The organism is Marinilabilia salmonicolor JCM 21150 (assembly GCF_000259075.1).
GTDB classification, from domain to species: Bacteria; Bacteroidota; Bacteroidia; order Bacteroidales; family Marinilabiliaceae; genus Marinilabilia; species Marinilabilia salmonicolor.
Genome location: NZ_AJKI01000002.1, coordinates 30,998 through 46,347, shown reverse-complemented (window position 1 = coordinate 46,347; position 15,350 = coordinate 30,998). Strand labels below are relative to the sequence as shown.

General features: G+C 44.2%; 11 protein-coding genes. 3 read left to right on the top strand and 8 right to left on the bottom strand.

Annotated features, from left to right (window positions below):
* Positions 1–63: 63 nt before the first annotated feature.
* The 7 genes from W7W_RS0100760 to priA form a co-directional block, all read right to left on the bottom strand.
* Positions 64–1,572, bottom strand: coding sequence for an MBOAT family O-acyltransferase (locus W7W_RS0100760; RefSeq protein WP_010661970.1), 1,509 nt, complete (start codon positions 1,570–1,572; stop codon positions 64–66).
* A complete protein-coding gene (locus tag W7W_RS0100755) occupies positions 1,569–2,978 on the bottom strand; it encodes an SGNH/GDSL hydrolase family protein (RefSeq protein ID WP_010661969.1) in 1,410 nt (469 codons plus the stop codon). The genes W7W_RS0100760 and W7W_RS0100755 overlap by 4 nt, the downstream gene beginning before the upstream one ends.
* A gap of 139 nt (positions 2,979–3,117) precedes the next feature.
* On the bottom strand, positions 3,118–4,680 hold the full coding sequence (locus tag W7W_RS0100750) for a lytic transglycosylase domain-containing protein (RefSeq protein ID WP_010661968.1): 1,563 nt from the start codon (positions 4,678–4,680) through the stop codon (positions 3,118–3,120).
* A 129-nt stretch (positions 4,681–4,809) separates the two neighbouring features.
* Complete coding sequence (locus tag W7W_RS0100745; protein ID WP_010661967.1) at positions 4,810–5,562, bottom strand: DUF5683 domain-containing protein; 753 nt, start codon at positions 5,560–5,562, stop codon at positions 4,810–4,812.
* Positions 5,534–6,418, bottom strand: coding sequence for a ParB/RepB/Spo0J family partition protein (locus W7W_RS0100740; RefSeq protein ID WP_010661966.1), 885 nt, complete (start codon positions 6,416–6,418; stop codon positions 5,534–5,536). Before W7W_RS0100740 ends, W7W_RS0100745 begins: the two co-directional genes overlap by 29 nt.
* Positions 6,419–6,441: 23 nt before the next feature.
* Positions 6,442–7,242 carry a ParA family protein gene (locus tag W7W_RS0100735; RefSeq protein ID WP_010661965.1) on the bottom strand — a complete coding sequence of 267 codons (801 nt, stop codon included), beginning with the start codon at positions 7,240–7,242 and terminating at the stop codon, positions 6,442–6,444.
* 302 nt (positions 7,243–7,544) lie between these two features.
* On the bottom strand, positions 7,545–10,016 hold the full coding sequence (priA, locus tag W7W_RS0100730; protein ID WP_010661964.1) for a replication restart helicase PriA: 2,472 nt from the start codon (positions 10,014–10,016) through the stop codon (positions 7,545–7,547).
* 205 nt (positions 10,017–10,221) lie between these two features.
* Between priA and W7W_RS0100725 the strand changes: the two genes are divergently transcribed.
* From W7W_RS0100725 to W7W_RS0100715, 3 genes are all read left to right on the top strand, one after another.
* Positions 10,222–10,878, top strand: coding sequence for a hypothetical protein (locus W7W_RS0100725; RefSeq protein WP_010661963.1), 657 nt, complete (start codon positions 10,222–10,224; stop codon positions 10,876–10,878).
* A gap of 398 nt (positions 10,879–11,276) precedes the next feature.
* Positions 11,277–12,632 (top strand): UDP-N-acetylmuramate--L-alanine ligase, encoded by a 1,356-nt coding sequence (locus W7W_RS0100720; RefSeq protein ID WP_010661962.1) that lies wholly within the window; start codon positions 11,277–11,279, stop codon positions 12,630–12,632.
* Positions 12,633–12,711: 79 nt separating this feature from the next.
* The gene (locus W7W_RS0100715; RefSeq protein WP_025006707.1) at positions 12,712–13,734 is read left to right on the top strand and encodes a DUF4097 family beta strand repeat-containing protein; all 1,023 of its coding nucleotides are present in this window, start codon (positions 12,712–12,714) and stop codon (positions 13,732–13,734) included.
* A gap of 72 nt (positions 13,735–13,806) precedes the next feature.
* On the opposite strand, the gene W7W_RS0100710 is transcribed toward W7W_RS0100715, so the two are convergent.
* Positions 13,807–15,108 (bottom strand): acetyl-CoA hydrolase/transferase family protein, encoded by a 1,302-nt coding sequence (locus W7W_RS0100710; RefSeq protein WP_010661960.1) that lies wholly within the window; start codon positions 15,106–15,108, stop codon positions 13,807–13,809.
* Positions 15,109–15,350: the final 242 nt, after the last annotated feature.

Below are 15,350 nucleotides of genomic sequence, written 5' to 3'. Positions count from 1 at the left end.
GTGCGGGTTGGTTGTTTCTCATGTCTCAACCTCAATCTCAATCTCAGCTTCCCGCTTCTTTTCCTAAAACCTAAAATAAATAAATGGCACCACCTCGGTTGTTCTGAATTGCAGCAGAAGTACAACTGCCAGTGCTACCAGTGCCACTTTGGCAGTCCAATGCATGGTGATGAACCAACCTCTCAGGTTTTCTTTGAGTGCCGCCGGAAGCCAATGAAATATGAAGCCCAGTGCGATGAGTAAGTAAGACCAGAAGTTGGATTGTATGGCCGGCCATATCAAGTCGGCATGAAAAGCAGAAAATATACGATTGGTCATTTCCCGGGCTATGACGAGGTTGTTGGCGCGGAAAAGGATCCATCCGGCTACCACAAAGTGAAAAGTGATGAAGAATCCTGCCGGTTTTGCCAACCAAAGGGGCAGATTGCGGGTCAAAGGTTTGACGAGTTTGTCGGCGATGAGACCCATGCCATGCCAGATCCCCCATAAAACAAAGCGCCATGACGCGCCATGCCATAAGCCTCCAAGTGTCATGGTGATCATCAGATTGAGATGAGTACGGAATTTGCCTTTTCTTTTTCCGCCCAGAGGGATGTAGAGGTAATCCCGCAGCCAGCTGGAGAGCGAAATATGCCAGCGGTGCCAGAATTCGGAGATGGATAGTGCCTTATACGGACTGTTGAAATTGAGTGGAAGCCTGAATCCCAACAACAGCGCTAAACCGATGGCCACATCGGTGTAGCCGCTAAAGTCACAGTATATTTGCAGGGTATAACCATAGATGGCGCTGAGCACTTCGAACCCCGAATAGAGAAACGGACTTTCAAAGACTCTGTCCACCAGGTTGACAGCGATGTAATCAGAGAAAACAATCTTCTTCAACAGGCCTGAAAGAATAAGAAAGGTGGCATGCCACGCTTGTTTTTCCGTCAGGGAGAACTGGCGGTATAGTTGAGGCACAAAATCCCGTGCCCTTACGATGGGCCCGGCAACCAGCTGCGGGAAAAAAGAGACATAAAAGCCGAAGTCCAGAATGTTGTGCACCGGGGCCAATTGACGACGATAAACGTCCATGGTATAGCTGATGGTTTGGAATGTGAAAAAAGAGATTCCAACCGGAAGCACGATGTCATCGACTTCGAAGGAACTGCCGAACACTGCATTGGAGAAGATTGCCAGCCAGTCTTTTGCTTCCACTGCCTGACCTGTAATGTCTCCCCATATATCAGCAACAAACCAGGCATACTTAAAATACCCCAGCATGCCGAGGTTGATGGCCAGGCTGATGATCAGGAGTAATTTACGTTTCCAGTGACGGGTAAAATGCTCCAACCCCAGTCCGATGAAGAAATCAGTTAATGTGGAAATCACCAGCAGGAAAAAGAAATATCCTCCGGCTTTGTAATAGAAAAACAAACTTGCCAGAAATAAAAAACCGGTACGGGCAATTCGTTGTCTTGATGTTAGCGCATGGCCTAACAGTACTATTCCGAAGAAAACCCAGAACAGAGCGGATGTAAACATGAATGGTTCCCCGGCTTCATATCTCCATATGTGGGCGAATTCACTCATGGAACCATTGGGGTTTGAAGGTGATTTCGGAGGGAGTCCAGTGCCATCCATATCTGGTCGCCAACCACTCTTGCCCCCCGGCTGCTGAAGTGCATCATGTCTGACAGCATCAGAGAGGGGCTTTCCTGGGCCCAATTAATGGCACCTTCTGTTCCCCCCATGGCTTTGTGAAGGTCGAAGAAGGCCATATCGCAAGCCAGGGTTGCTGCCTTTTGTGCTTCGCTAATGAGCCGGGCATGTTCCATTGCAACGAGGGTCCCCTCTTTTGATTCAGCTGCTGCCTGAACTCCGATAACCAGCACAGGCACCTCCGGCAAAAGTTTTTTCAGTAGCTCTAATTCCTTAAGGAAATGGATGCGGTAAAAATTGTAATTGTCTGTTCTTGTGGGTAGAACATTGGTGCCAAATTGCAGGATGATGAATCCTGTGTTAAGCTGTTCTGCCATCATTTGGAGCATTCGGTTGTCGGCAATTCGAATGCCCGGCCATGGCCGGCCTCGCATAGCCAGGTTGTCAACCGCTACACCTCCCGTATTGTCGAGGGTTATACCATGAATTACCGGACTTGCAGCTCCCGAAAAATGAAAGTTGATGTTTCCAGGAAAAGCAGGGGCCTGAAAACTTAACAAGTGAAGGTCTCCTGTATTTCCGGTAAGTGTGTCATATCTGATCTGATTATCTATATCTGACCGGAGAACCAATGAAGTTTTTGCAGCGGAGAGCATCAGCCTGATATTGGGAAACTGTCTTAACCGCTGAGATTTCCATGCAATTGGTTTTATAGAGATATTGGCGATTGAATCGGTGAACCAGCTTGCTTTTCCTGGAAATCCATAGCGGACCGGAATGGGCGCACTCTTTTTTTTGTAACTGTAGGACAAGATCCAGTTGTCCGAATGAGAGACAGATACGTTGGCGTTGATTTGGAGAGGATCGATGGGCATAACAAACCCCGGCCCTGAACCTCCATACAGTTGTTGAAAATGTTTTCTTAAGATGGCTGTTATCCTGTCTGCTTCAATCTGACTGTCTCCCATGTGCAGCACTCTGACCACCTGCTTCAGGCTGTCGGCTGTCCGGGCTTTCAGGCAAAAGGATCTGTAAAGTTTCTGAAACAAAGGGGGGGCCGTCAGAATAGAATCAGAAAAAAGAATTGGTTTTTTAATTTCCGGAAGGGTGTCTTTGCCCGGCAGAGAGTCAGGTAAGGTAATCGTTGTAATGTTTGTGTCTGTTTGCTCAATTTCGGTAATAAGTAATCCCGGGATTGTGTCTGTTTGCTGATTCCCGGGGAACTGGCTGAGGTATCCCGGTACCGAAAAGCTGATGCGTCCCAACCACTGGTCGAAGAGGATGATCAGTAGTGAGATTAGCAGAAAATACAAAAATATCTTTATCGGACGCATCATCCGGAGCCTGGTTAGTTCTAAGGCTTGAGTTTGTTCCCATTAACAGGGGTGTTGCCAACAAAATGGTGCAGGTCTGTTAAGAAACGGCCGGAGCAGGGATTCAAAAATTTCCTGCAGAGATGTTATGGGCATCAAAGACTCAAGACTTAGGCTTTATTTTAAGTCGTTGCCCGGGTTTAATTTTCTGGGCATTGGTAATATTGTTTAAACGGAGAATGTCCGAATCGGTTACACCGGGATATTCACGGGCGATGGACCATACACTATCGCCTCTGCCAACGGTGTGATAGATGTAATCGCCTGCATTTCCGGTATCAGCCAGTTGTGTCCCGGCGGAAGCGGAGGCTGTATAACCGCTTTTTTGTCGGGCAATTCTCTGATAATGTTCCACCTTATCTTTGTCCACATAAATTACCAGTTTTTGGCCTACACGGATGACATTTCTTCTGATATTGTTCCAGTACCTCAGACTTGAAGAATAAACATCAAACCAGTCTGCAATAAGACCTACCACATCGCCCGATTTTACCGTGTAGTAAATCTTTTCTTTTCCCGGAGGGGGCGAGAAGGAGTTTGTAGAAGTGTTTCCCGGCTTTATGACCAGTTGGTTTTCTGGAAAATACTTTTCTCTGTTATAGCCAATCACAGAATCTTCCAGTGAGGCAAACTGAGTAGACAGATTAAATGCCAGTCGAAGCGGATAACTTTCTTTTTGTGCGGGAATAATATCTTTTCTGTATTGCGGATTCAAGTGTCTGATGACATCCATGGGTACTTGAAGGATTTCAGAAACCTGCGAAAAATGGAGCGGTTTCGAGATCATCACCGTATCGGATGCAACAGGCAGATTGGCGGCTACAGGTCTTAGATTATGTTCCCGGTGGTAAGTAAATACATAGGTTGCGGCAATAAATGCCGGGACATAACCTCTGGTTTCCCGGGGCAGCAGATAGAATATTTCCCAGAAATTTCGTTTTCCTCCGCTACGTCGGATAGCTCTGTTAACATTGCCGGGACCACAATTATAGGCGGCAATTACCAACTGCCAGTCGCCATAGATATTGTAAAGATCTTCCAAAAAATCGACTGCCGCTTCCGTTGACTTATACGGATCCCGGCGTTCGTCCACATATGAATCGACCTCCAGACCGTACTGCTTCCCTGTATAATACATAAATTGCCATAATCCGGAGGCTCCGGCACGTGAGAAGGCTCTCGGATTTAGTGCAGACTCAATTATCGGGAGATATTTTAATTCCAGTGGAAGTCCTTTGGCATCAAGGGCAGCTTCAAAAATCGGAAAATAATAATCCGACAAACCCAACATTGTTTCTACCTGTTCGCGACGTTTGTTGGTGTAGAGATTGATGTATGCCTTTACGTGACTGTTGTAGTTGAGTTTGAAGGGTGAAATGATGTTTTCCAGTCGTTTTATGTAAAGGGAGTCAGACAAACTTGCCTGTTCTACCAGGTCGCTGTCGTAAATGGTATCCATCACCAAACCGGGATTGGAATTCATGTACCAGATACCTACCAGACTGTCCAGCGACTCTGCAAATTGTTGGAGGGTTGCTTCGGTGGTAATTGTAATGGTTGTGTCGCTGTCGATGGTTTGAGGTGTGGAAGATTCCGCGCTGGCCGAAATCAAAAGCCCGACAGTTACAGATATCAGTTTGAAGCTGTGAGACAGTTTCTTAATCATATTTTATTCCCTTTTAGATATGTCGTTTATTGCATCGTAGTTTTTTGCAGTATCAGAAATGGCCGGTTCTGTCTGCGAATTATTGTTCCTACGCTATTGGGCTTATTAGGTTTCAGACAGGTGCGTTTTTCAGAATTGTAATGCCAGTTGAATGCCAAAACTGTTTCCCCTAACGGGGTCGTGCTCTAAGATGACCGGTTGAATTTTCATGGATAAGTCATCACTAACATCAAAGTTGTAGAAATGAGCATCTACGGTGGCATCAATCATATTCAAAACATAAATGGCAGCCATGCCGATGTAACTCAGATCGCGGTATCGTTTGTAATAGTCGCGTTTCTTTTCAAGAGCATTTCTGAACCAGGAGGATAGGTTGGGATTGGCTTCTATTTCTTCCATGGTAAGGGTCACAGGGAGGACCTCCAGATACGATGTGTTTCCCGGGTCTTGTATGAGAAAGTCCCGGTAAGCATTTTTATATTTTTTGTAATTGGTGGAGTTGAAATGAATTGCATACCCTAACCCTCCGATGGCTCCGTAAACAATGGGGAGTTTCCAGTATTTTTTGTTGTAAATCTGTCCCAATCCGGGAAAAATGGCCGAATAGAAAGTAGCTTTATGGGGAGAATGGATTTTTTCCTCTTTTGCTTCAGGCATGATATTGCCCATGGACTCCCCCTGCTGAAAGTCCACTGTGTCTATACGGCTAACGGTTGTTTTCGCCGTATCAGTTACCTGCCGGAGCTGAGCTGTTGCTTCGTTCAATATGGGCACGAATAGCAGCACAATAACAATTGTGATCGGGGCTATGGCTTCACGCAACAACTTAAAATCCATCCTCACCTCTTCTGCGTTAATTGGTTTTTGCTTTGTCCAGCTCATTAATGATTTTTTCCAATTCTTCATCCGAGCGGAAAGGAATAACTATCTTCCCTTTTCCGTTGTTGCCACGGGAAAATTGAATATTGGTCTTGAAAAAGTTGGACAACTGTTGACGCAATTGTTCGTACTCAGCGGGAAGTTCTTCTTTTTTCTTCTCTTTTTTCTTTGACTCTTCGCCTTGGGCAAGTTCCCGGACCATCTCCTCAACCTTGCGAACACTCAAATCGTTTTTAACTGTCTGGTTGAAGATTTTGATGCGCGCTTTTTGGTCATCAAGGTTGATGAGGGCCCTGGCATGCCCCATGGTAATTTGCTTTTCGCGCAAACCTAATTGTATCTCTGCAGGGAGTTTCAGCAGTCGCAGGTAATTGGATATTGTAGAGCGTTTTTTCCCTACTCTTTCTGACATGCTTTCCTGTGTAAGGTCACATTCATCCATTAAACGCTGATAACTGATGGCAACTTCAATGGGATCGAGGTCTTCACGCTGAATGTTCTCAACCAATGCCATTTCCAGCATGGTATCGTCTTCAGCCATGCGTACATAGGCAGGAACGGTTTCCAGACCGGATAATTTGGCAGCTCTGAAGCGACGTTCTCCGGCGATCAGCTGAAATTTGTTGCCGGCTTTACGAAGTGTGAGCGGCTGAATGATGCCAATCTCCTTGATGGAGGCTGCCAGTTCGTTGAGTTTTTCTTCGTCGAAGCGGGAACGGGGCTGCCAGGGGTTTCCTTCAATTTTATCCACCGGAATTTCATTGATTGCCGCTTCGGGCTTCGGGGCGCCTTGCCCGTACTCTTCCGAATTGTCAATCAATGCTCCCAGTCCTCGTCCCAATGCGTTTTTTCTTGCCATCTTATTGTATTGTATATGCTCTGTTATTTGGCTGTTTTTTCCTTGCTGTCAATTTTGGTCATGTTGTTCTTTTGCAACAATTCCCGGGCCAGATTCAAATAGTTCATGGCTCCTTTTGAAGATGCATCGTACATAACCACTGCTTTTCCGTAACTGGGGGCCTCGCTCAGCTTGATGTTACGGGTAATGAGGGTTTCAAAAACCATATCCTGGAAATGCTTCTGCACTTCTTCCACAACCTGGTTGGAAAGACGCAGGCGTGAATCGTACATGGTTAACAGGAAACCTTCAATTTCCAAATCGGGGTTTAACCGGTTTTGGATGATTTTAATGGTGTTCAATAGTTTACCCAGTCCTTCCAGTGCAAAATATTCACATTGTACGGGTATTATTATTGAATCGGCTGCTGTCAGGGCATTTACCGTAATGAGACCCAGTGAGGGGGAGCAATCAATCAGTACAAAATCAAACTGATCCTGAATTTTGTTGATCACACCTTTCAGCACTTTTTCACGGTCGGGCATATTGAGCATTTCAATTTCAGCTCCAACCAGGTCTATGTGTGAAGGTAACAGATATAAGTGTTCAATCTCACCTTTTTGAATTGCAGTCTGAGGATCTGCCCCATCCACAATGCATTCATAAATGCTTGTTTCAACTTCACGTAAATCGTACCCCAGACCCGACGTGGCGTTTGCCTGTGGATCAGCATCAATGACGAGTACGTTGTATTCGAGAACTGCAAGACTTGCAGCCAGGTTAATGGCTGTCGTGGTTTTCCCAACACCGCCTTTTTGGTTTGCTAAAGCAATAATTTTAGCCATAAAAATCAAAATTTATCTGTGTACAGAAAGCGGGAATATACCCATTTTTTGGCAACAGCCAAAGTTATACTTTTATTGAAAAAATACCGCCCAAATGGGCATATATTTGATTAATAAACAGGTATTAAGCTAATTGCAAGGGGGTTGCGGGCCGGCAACAAAGTTAAAAAAATCCTTTGATCTTTTGATGGATATATTGAAACCATTCACGAATGTTCGGGACGAGTTGCATCCGTCCAATAACTTAGTCTAATTTTATACGGGTGCACAGAAGGGAAGTTGAGTTTAGTCAATCCATTGGGCTAAAGAGGATCTACATCGGTCTGGATGGTGATATATTTCCATTGCGGCTGGCTGAGTATGGCATTGGTGGCATCATTCATCAGCTGTTTGACATAAGAAGGAGCGTGTCCTTTCTCAAATTTCAGAATTATTCGGGTCAGGTACAAATTTTGCACCCTCGCAACGGGTGGTTCCTGAGGTCCCAGTACCCGTTCTCCGAATATGGCCCGAAGCCTGGCTGCCAGTTCGTCGGCGGCTTTCTCCACAATGCCCTTGTTCTTATGCCTGAGGGTGAGGTTGATAAGCCGGTAATAGGGTGGGTATTTGTAAAGTTGTCGTTCCTCTATTTGTGTCCGGTACATGGTCTGGTAATCATTTTCCACCACATAGCCTATAATTGGGTGGTCGGGCGAAGAGGTTTGCAGGACGACTGTGCCTTGCTTGTTTTTTCTGCCTGCACGCCCGCTTACCTGGGCCATCATCTGAAAGCCACGCTCAAAAGCTCTGAAGTCAGGAATATTGAGCATATTGTCTGCATTCAGTATGCCAACCACGCTTACATTGTCAAAGTCAAGCCCCTTGGTAATCATTTGTGTTCCGATAAGGATGTCCACCTTGCCATCCTCAAAATCGGAGATGATTTTCTGATAAGATTTTTTTGACCTTGTGGTATCCAGGTCCATCCGGGAAACTCTGGCTCCCGGGAACATCAGTTTTATTTCCTCCTCAATTTTTTCGGTCCCAAATCCCTGAGTGGAGAGGGAGGGACTGCCACATGCATTGCAGGTAGAGGGGGTTGTCACTGTGTGTCCGCAGTAATGACAAACCAACTGATTCATTTTTTTGTGGTAGGTCATACTCACATCGCAATAATTGCATTTGGGAACCCATGAGCATACGCTGCACTCCAGAAAGGGAGAAAATCCGCGTCGGTTTTGGAAAAGAATGACCTGTTGTTTGTTGTCCAGACTTTGCTGAATATGTTCCAGCAGCAAGGGCGTGAAGTGCGACTTCATTTGTTTTTTACGCCGCGCTTCACGGGTGTCAGCCACCAGGATTCTCGGAAGCTGAATGTCTTCATGACGGGTTTTGAGCTCAACAAGTGCATATTTCCCTTTTTGGGCATTGTAGTAGCTTTCGATGGCCGGTGTTGCTGTACCCAGGAGTACTTTCGCGTTGTGTTTGATTGCAAGCATAATTCCTGCATCGCGTGCATGGTACCGTGGGGCAGGATCAAACTGTTTGAAGGAGTGTTCGTGTTCTTCATCTACTATTACCAGGCCCAGGTTATGAAATGGCAGGAATATGGAAGATCGCACGCCTAATATCACCTTATAGTTTTGGTTTTCAAGCAGGTCACGATACACCTCTACACGCTCCTCACTGCTGAATTTTGAGTGATAAATGCCCAGTTTGTTACCAAAATGCCGCTTCAGACGGGTCGTGATTTGCGTGGTAAGGGCAATTTCCGGCAGCAGATAAAGTACCTGTTCTCCACGGCTCAGGTGTTCTTCAATGAGGTGAATATAGATTTCTGTTTTTCCGCTGGAGGTGACCCCGTGAAAAAGGACAACAGTTTGATTATTAAAGGATTTTTCGATCTCTTCGTAAGCTTTTTGCTGGGCTGGAGAGAAGGTGTTTTTTTGTTGTATTTCATCTTCTGAACGATCCAGGCGGCCAACCTCTCTGGAAAACTGTTCAAAAATCTCTTTTTTGATGAGTTCGTTCAGTGCGGCAGTGGCACTGCTGTTTTCTTCCAGCAGGTCTTTTCGGGCAATGGACTTTCCTTTAAGAGCATTGCCGGCACCTCCTGTTTTCTGTATCAGCGTCATCAGTAGATTAAGCTGTCGCGGGGCTTTCTCTAATAGATTGAAAGCCTCATGGAGTTTTGTTTCTGTACGAAAAACTTCTGATATTCTGAGGTGATTTTCTGTTTTGGCTTTATAGTTTTCTTTCAGTCGTTCACTTACAAAAACCGCTCCTTCTTCCATTAGCTTGTGCAACAATGGCATACTGCTTTTTTGTCCTAGGAAAGTGTTAATCTCCTGTATCGTGCAGACTTTTTTTTCGGAGAGGAACAGGAGTGTTTTAGTTGTTTTTTCAGGAAGATTATCCAGTTGAATATAATCAGGGTTGTAATAGACCCGGGTTTCACTTTCCAGCTTTAATCCCGATGGTAGCGCCGCCTTGTAAACCTCGCCGAGAGTACATTGGTAATATTCGGCCATCCATTCCCAAAAGTTCAGTTGAGCAGCAGTAACAATGGGGGACGATTCAAGAACCGAAAGAATTGGTTTTGTTTCGTAATCTTTGGGTTTATTTTTATGGACAGAAAAAATGATCCCCGAATATTGTTTCTTTTTACCAAAAGGTACCACCACTCTGATTCCGGGTTCAGGAATGTCAGCCATGTCAGATGGTACACTATAGGTAAACAACCGTGGCAGGGGCACAGGTAATATTACATCAACAAAAGTTTCGGGAACACTCATTTTTTTGTTTTTTGATGGCGTAAAGTTATTAAAAGAGTTCTTGATGCCATAGAAAAATAATTTCCCTTCGTGGTACGTGTTTGTCTATATTTGATTGTCAAAGATATATAAGGGGTTTAAGGGTTTGGTAATGTGCTTTTAATTTTCAGTTAATAACTGCATGATTTATTTGTGGTAGTAGTTATTTCTTGCTAAAACCTATTTTATGAGCGTAGATTTTTCGAAAGAGGGGAGAATACCTGAGCATCTCAATCAGAGTGTTATCAATATGTGGACCCACATACCCATCCATCCTGAGCAGTTTTACCGTACCGGATTTGAAACCATATTTTTTGATACTAACCGAGATTTAGCCCTGAGTTGTGTTTTGTCTTCCGTTATTCCATCCGAAAAGGAAATTGTGATTGCCGGAACCGGCGATTTATCAGCTGTTATGGAAGCTGCATCAAATTTGGATGTTCCTCATATTATCTTTAATTCTCCGGTGGAAGAGTTCCCGCTAATGGAGACACTCATCTCATCTCAGTTCAACCTTTCTCATATTGTACTGGTTATGGATAGCGATAATTCGGATATTGATCAGTATATCAGGCATCTTCGTCCGTTGTTGGATATGAAGAAAATTGAATTGATTCTTTATTGTACCTCTTCGGTAGAAAAAATTCATGACAGGACCAATGGAGCTGTGGATTATTTTGTCGGGGGATGGGATGATTTGCCCGACAATTCGTTTGTTGTAGCCCGTCGAAATCGGTTGGTACAGACGGAAGGGAACTCAAGGTCATCAGGCTTTGATCTTTATGCGTCCTGGCAATGGCGTCTCAAAGAACGGGGAGCAAATATTCTTCCCATGGAAATGTAATACATAGTTGTAATTTATTGAAAGGCGTTTTCGGTATCACTGAGAACGCTTTTTTATTTTAATCTGTTTTATCCGGTATTTAAAGATTTCTGCATTTTCAGGGCAAAGTCACGCAATTTCCATTTTCCGGTTGCTTTATGAAAAAATGATTAATTTTCCCTTTTATTTTAATCTGCTTTATTGACTTCGTCGATCTTCGATTCATGAATTATCGGAATAGATTATTTGTGAATAATGCAGGTTAACATTGCTCTTTATTGGTGGCGTTGCGACCAGTAAAGAGGGGGGCTCCTGCTCCAGGGCTATTGTTCTCAGGCTTTCAGCTTGTTTTTATATTAGCTGTTTTATGTATAAGGTGTTTTAGATTAATAAGTTAAGAATAAACAAATAAATCAAGAATGAGAGTTCACTTTATAGCTATAGGCGGAAGTGCTATGCACAATCTTGCCATTGCTCTTCACAAAAAAGGATTTCATGTCACCGGGTCGGATGATAAAATTTTCGAACCCAGCAAGTCCCGATTGCAAAACCATGGGCTGCTTCCGGCATCGGACGGATGGTCGCCTGACAATATTTCCGAGGATCTGGATGCCGTGATTTTGGGGATGCATGCCAGATCGGATAATCCTGAGTTGCTGAAAGCACAGGAACTGAATCTTAAAGTTTATTCCTATCCTGAATACTTGTATGAGCAAACCAAAAACAAGAGGCGGGTGGTGATTGCAGGAAGCCATGGTAAAACAACCATTACATCCATGCTTTTGCATGTGCTGAAGCAAACGGGGCGAAAGTTTGATTTTATGGTTGGCGCTAACATAAAGGGCTTTGATACGATGGTTGAGCTCTCGGATGAATCTGGTATCGCGGTTTTTGAAGGTGATGAATACCTGTCTTCACCGATTGATCGACGGCCAAAGTTTTTATGGTACAAACCCCAGATAGCATTGGTTACCGGTGTGGCATGGGATCATATCAATGTTTTTCCTGCCGAGGAAGTGTATAATCATCAGTTTGAACTTTTTGCACAGAGTATTGACCCCGGAGGCAGCTTTATTTATTATCAGCAGGATCCGGTGCTTCAGACTATCGCCAAAGAGCATCCGGAACTGAATGTTTTACCATACAATGAGGTGGAGGCCTCTTCAGAAGGAGGAGAGACTCTTGTTGCTTGTGATGGTGAAAAGTTTGCGTTGAAGATCTTTGGGCATCATAATTTTCAAAATTTAGCCGGAGCTTTGCTGGTAGCCAAAGAGCTTGGTGTTTCTGAAAAAGATTTTTTGAAGTCGATGCGATGTTTTGAAGGAGCTGCCCGAAGGCTGCAGATTCTTTCGGAAAAGGAAGATGCTTCTGTTTTCTATGATTTTGCACATGCTCCCTCGAAAGTAAAGGCAACAGTGGCTGCGGTTAAGGATCAGTTTCCGCAAAGGAACTTGCTTGCGGTAGTAGAGTTGCATACTTTCAGCAGTCTTAACCGGGAATTTCTGCCCCAATATAAGGGAGCTATGGCTGCTGCCGATGAAGCTGTGGTTTTCTTTAACCCGGAGGTTGTTGCACATAAAAAACTGGAGGAAATTACCACCACAGATGTGGAACAGGCTTTTGCCCAAAAAGGGTTGAAAGTGTTTACAGATGGTGATAAATTGCATCAGTTTCTTGCTGGTCAAAGATTGAAAAATTCAAATCTGTTGCTGATGACCTCCGGCAATTTTGCAGGGATTGATGTGAATGCTCTTGCAGGAGAAGTTTTAGGTTAGTATTGTAACTATTTCCATGGAGGAGGCGTCACATTGAGGTGTAATCAGTTTTTTACTCATTTAATCTAAACATAAAATTATGAAACACTTCTTGTCTCTTTCAATAATGCTTTTCTTGCTTGCAGGATGCCAGATGGCAGGTGCACAGCAATTGGCCGACCAGATGGATGAACGTTTTTCTGGAGTTCAGTCGATCCAAGTTAAAGGTGTATTTTGTGATGTTTCCGTGAATGCAGGGACTTCGGATGAGGTTCACCTGACCGGAGAAATCAGAGTAACACGCGGTATTGATGATTATGGAATCAAAACATCCCGGGAAGGTAATCTGCTTAAAGTTTGGGTTGAACATCCTAATATGATGAGGGGAATTGCCAGAGGTTTTTTATCATTTGATGCTCCGGAAGGAGTAATGCTTTCCATCGAAAATGTATCAGGTAATGTAGAGGTTCTTAACATAAAGAGTGATGATATGTCGCTTGCTGCTGTATCCGGGGATATAAAGGTTTTAGGTGCCGGTAATGGTTGCCGTCTAAAATCGGTGTCAGGAGAGATTGAGGCGACCCTTATTAATGGTCATTTGAAAGCCAACTCAGTAAGTGGAGATATTCGTGTCGCCGATGTGAAAGGCGATTTTAATGGGAATTGTACTTCCGGAAGTATCTCTGCGAGAATGATTGAAGGTAATGTTTCGCTTGGTTCAACTTCGGGTGACTTAGCTTTGGAAAGTTTGATGAACGGAGCTTTGGCAAAAACCACTTCAGGTAGTATTCAGGTAAACATGCTTAAAGGTAATCTGCATTGCGAAACAGTGTCCGGAAGTATTAAATTAAAAGATGTTACAGGTAGTTTGAAGCTCGCTTCCATCAGTGGAAGTCAGGAGGGAACCGGCATTATGTTTGCCGGAGATAGCAACTTTCGCTCTGTCTCGGGAGACATTGAGATGGATGTTTTAAATGAGATAGAATCATTGAGTTTTAAATTGAGATCAAACTCCGGCAGGTTGATGGCAGGGAATTCTGCCGCCGACGACAGACTCGAAATTGCAGGAGGGGGAATTTTAGTTACCGGTTCCAGTACTTCGGGCAACCAGATTTTTAAATAGGAAAACGTATTTATATAAAAAAGGCCGGTGGCAAATCATGCCACCGGCTTTTTTTATAATGATTCCCATTTGTTATTTGGAAACAAAATGGTAGTGTGAACCGAAACGATCGAAGGCTGCTTTTTCCAGCATCTCGCGATGGTTTGGATGTGCTACAGACGTGATGAGACGGGCTCTTTCCTGTAATGTTTTTCCGTAAAGGTTTACTGCACCATATTCGGTAACCAGCCAGTGCATATTGGCACGGGTTGTAACCACGCCTGATCCTTCCATCAGTACAGGAGCAATTTTGGAAACTCCTTTTCCTGTAACAGAGGGCATAGCAATGATGGGTTTGCCACCTTCGGAATATCCGGCACCACGGATGAAGTCGATCTGACCACCTACTCCGGAGTAATGAGTTGTTCCGATAGAATCGGCACATACCTGACCAGTAATATCCACAGAAAGAGCCGAGTTGATGGCTGTTACTTTCTTTTGTTTGCGGATTACGTCCACGCTGTTGGTGTGTTTTACATCCATCATGGCCACTTGCGGGTTGTCATCCACAAAGTCGTAGAGTTCCTGAGATCCCATGAGGAATGAAGCTACCATCAGCCCTTTATCCAATTGTTTTTTCTTTCCGTTAACCACTCCTTTTTCCACCAGCGGAAGAATTCCGTCTGAGAACATTTCTGTGTGAACACCAAGGTCTTTGTGGTTACCCAGTTCAGCTAAAACGGCATTTGGGATACCGCCAATGCCCATTTGCAGACAAGCGCCATCATCCACCAACTCTGCCACGTTGTGACCAATGGCGCGCTCAATGTCAGACAGAGGCGCATTGTTGTGGATAAACAACGGCTCATCATGCTCAACAAAATAGTTGATGTCGCGCATGTTGATTTGTGCATCACCCCATGTACGTGGTACATGTTTATTGATTTGAGCGATTACAATGTCTGCGCATTCCACCGCAGCCAGGGTGGCGTCAACAGAAGTTCCCAGTGAAACATATCCGTGACGGTCCGGTGTGGATACCTGCACCATGGCTACATTGACTTTAAGATACCCCTCGCGAATGAGTTTTTGAGTTTCGCTCAGGAATACCGGAATGTAATCGGCAAATCCGGCTTGTGTTACCTTGCGTACGTTGCCGCCAACAAAGAAAGATTCAAGTTGAAAAATGCCTTCCAACTCGGGGTCTGCATAGGGAGCAGGTCCTTCGGTGTGGATGTGCTGAATTTTTACATCTTTAAATTCGCCTTTCTTGCCACGCTCAACCATTGCATTAATGAGGGCATGAGGAGTTACAGCCACACTACTCATGTGAATGCGGTCTCCTGATTTGATTACTTGAACTGCCTCTTCGGCGGTTACTGTTTTATACTGCATGTCGAAACAATTTTTATAAAGTGTTGTTTTACTTTATTCCTGAAAATCGCTGCAAAAGTAGTCTTTTTACTTTACTTTTCCTTTTGCCACACAGCTTTGTAACCTGTTTTAGAGCATATTTAAAATCATTTCAAAAAAATAGAGATTTATTTCTTTATTGATTTCAGCGGGTTGAAGCAGGTATTTGGGCGTATGTTATTTTTGCTTAAAAATAATTAACGGAAGTTTGGCGATGTGTATGA

Coding starts and splice junctions, on each gene's coding strand:
- W7W_RS0100760 (WP_010661970.1), bottom strand. CDS start 1,572: ATGAGTGAATTCGCCCACATATGGAGATATGAAGCCGGGGAACCATTC.
- W7W_RS0100755 (WP_010661969.1), bottom strand. CDS start 2,978: ATGATGCGTCCGATAAAGATATTTTTGTATTTTCTGCTAATCTCACTA.
- W7W_RS0100750 (WP_010661968.1), bottom strand. CDS start 4,680: ATGATTAAGAAACTGTCTCACAGCTTCAAACTGATATCTGTAACTGTC.
- W7W_RS0100745 (WP_010661967.1), bottom strand. CDS start 5,562: ATGAGCTGGACAAAGCAAAAACCAATTAACGCAGAAGAGGTGAGGATG.
- W7W_RS0100740 (WP_010661966.1), bottom strand. CDS start 6,418: ATGGCAAGAAAAAACGCATTGGGACGAGGACTGGGAGCATTGATTGAC.
- W7W_RS0100735 (WP_010661965.1), bottom strand. CDS start 7,242: ATGGCTAAAATTATTGCTTTAGCAAACCAAAAAGGCGGTGTTGGGAAA.
- priA (WP_010661964.1), bottom strand. CDS start 10,016: ATGAGTGTTCCCGAAACTTTTGTTGATGTAATATTACCTGTGCCCCTG.
- W7W_RS0100725 (WP_010661963.1), top strand. CDS start 10,222: ATGAGCGTAGATTTTTCGAAAGAGGGGAGAATACCTGAGCATCTCAAT.
- W7W_RS0100720 (WP_010661962.1), top strand. CDS start 11,277: ATGAGAGTTCACTTTATAGCTATAGGCGGAAGTGCTATGCACAATCTT.
- W7W_RS0100715 (WP_025006707.1), top strand. CDS start 12,712: ATGAAACACTTCTTGTCTCTTTCAATAATGCTTTTCTTGCTTGCAGGA.
- W7W_RS0100710 (WP_010661960.1), bottom strand. CDS start 15,108: ATGCAGTATAAAACAGTAACCGCCGAAGAGGCAGTTCAAGTAATCAAA.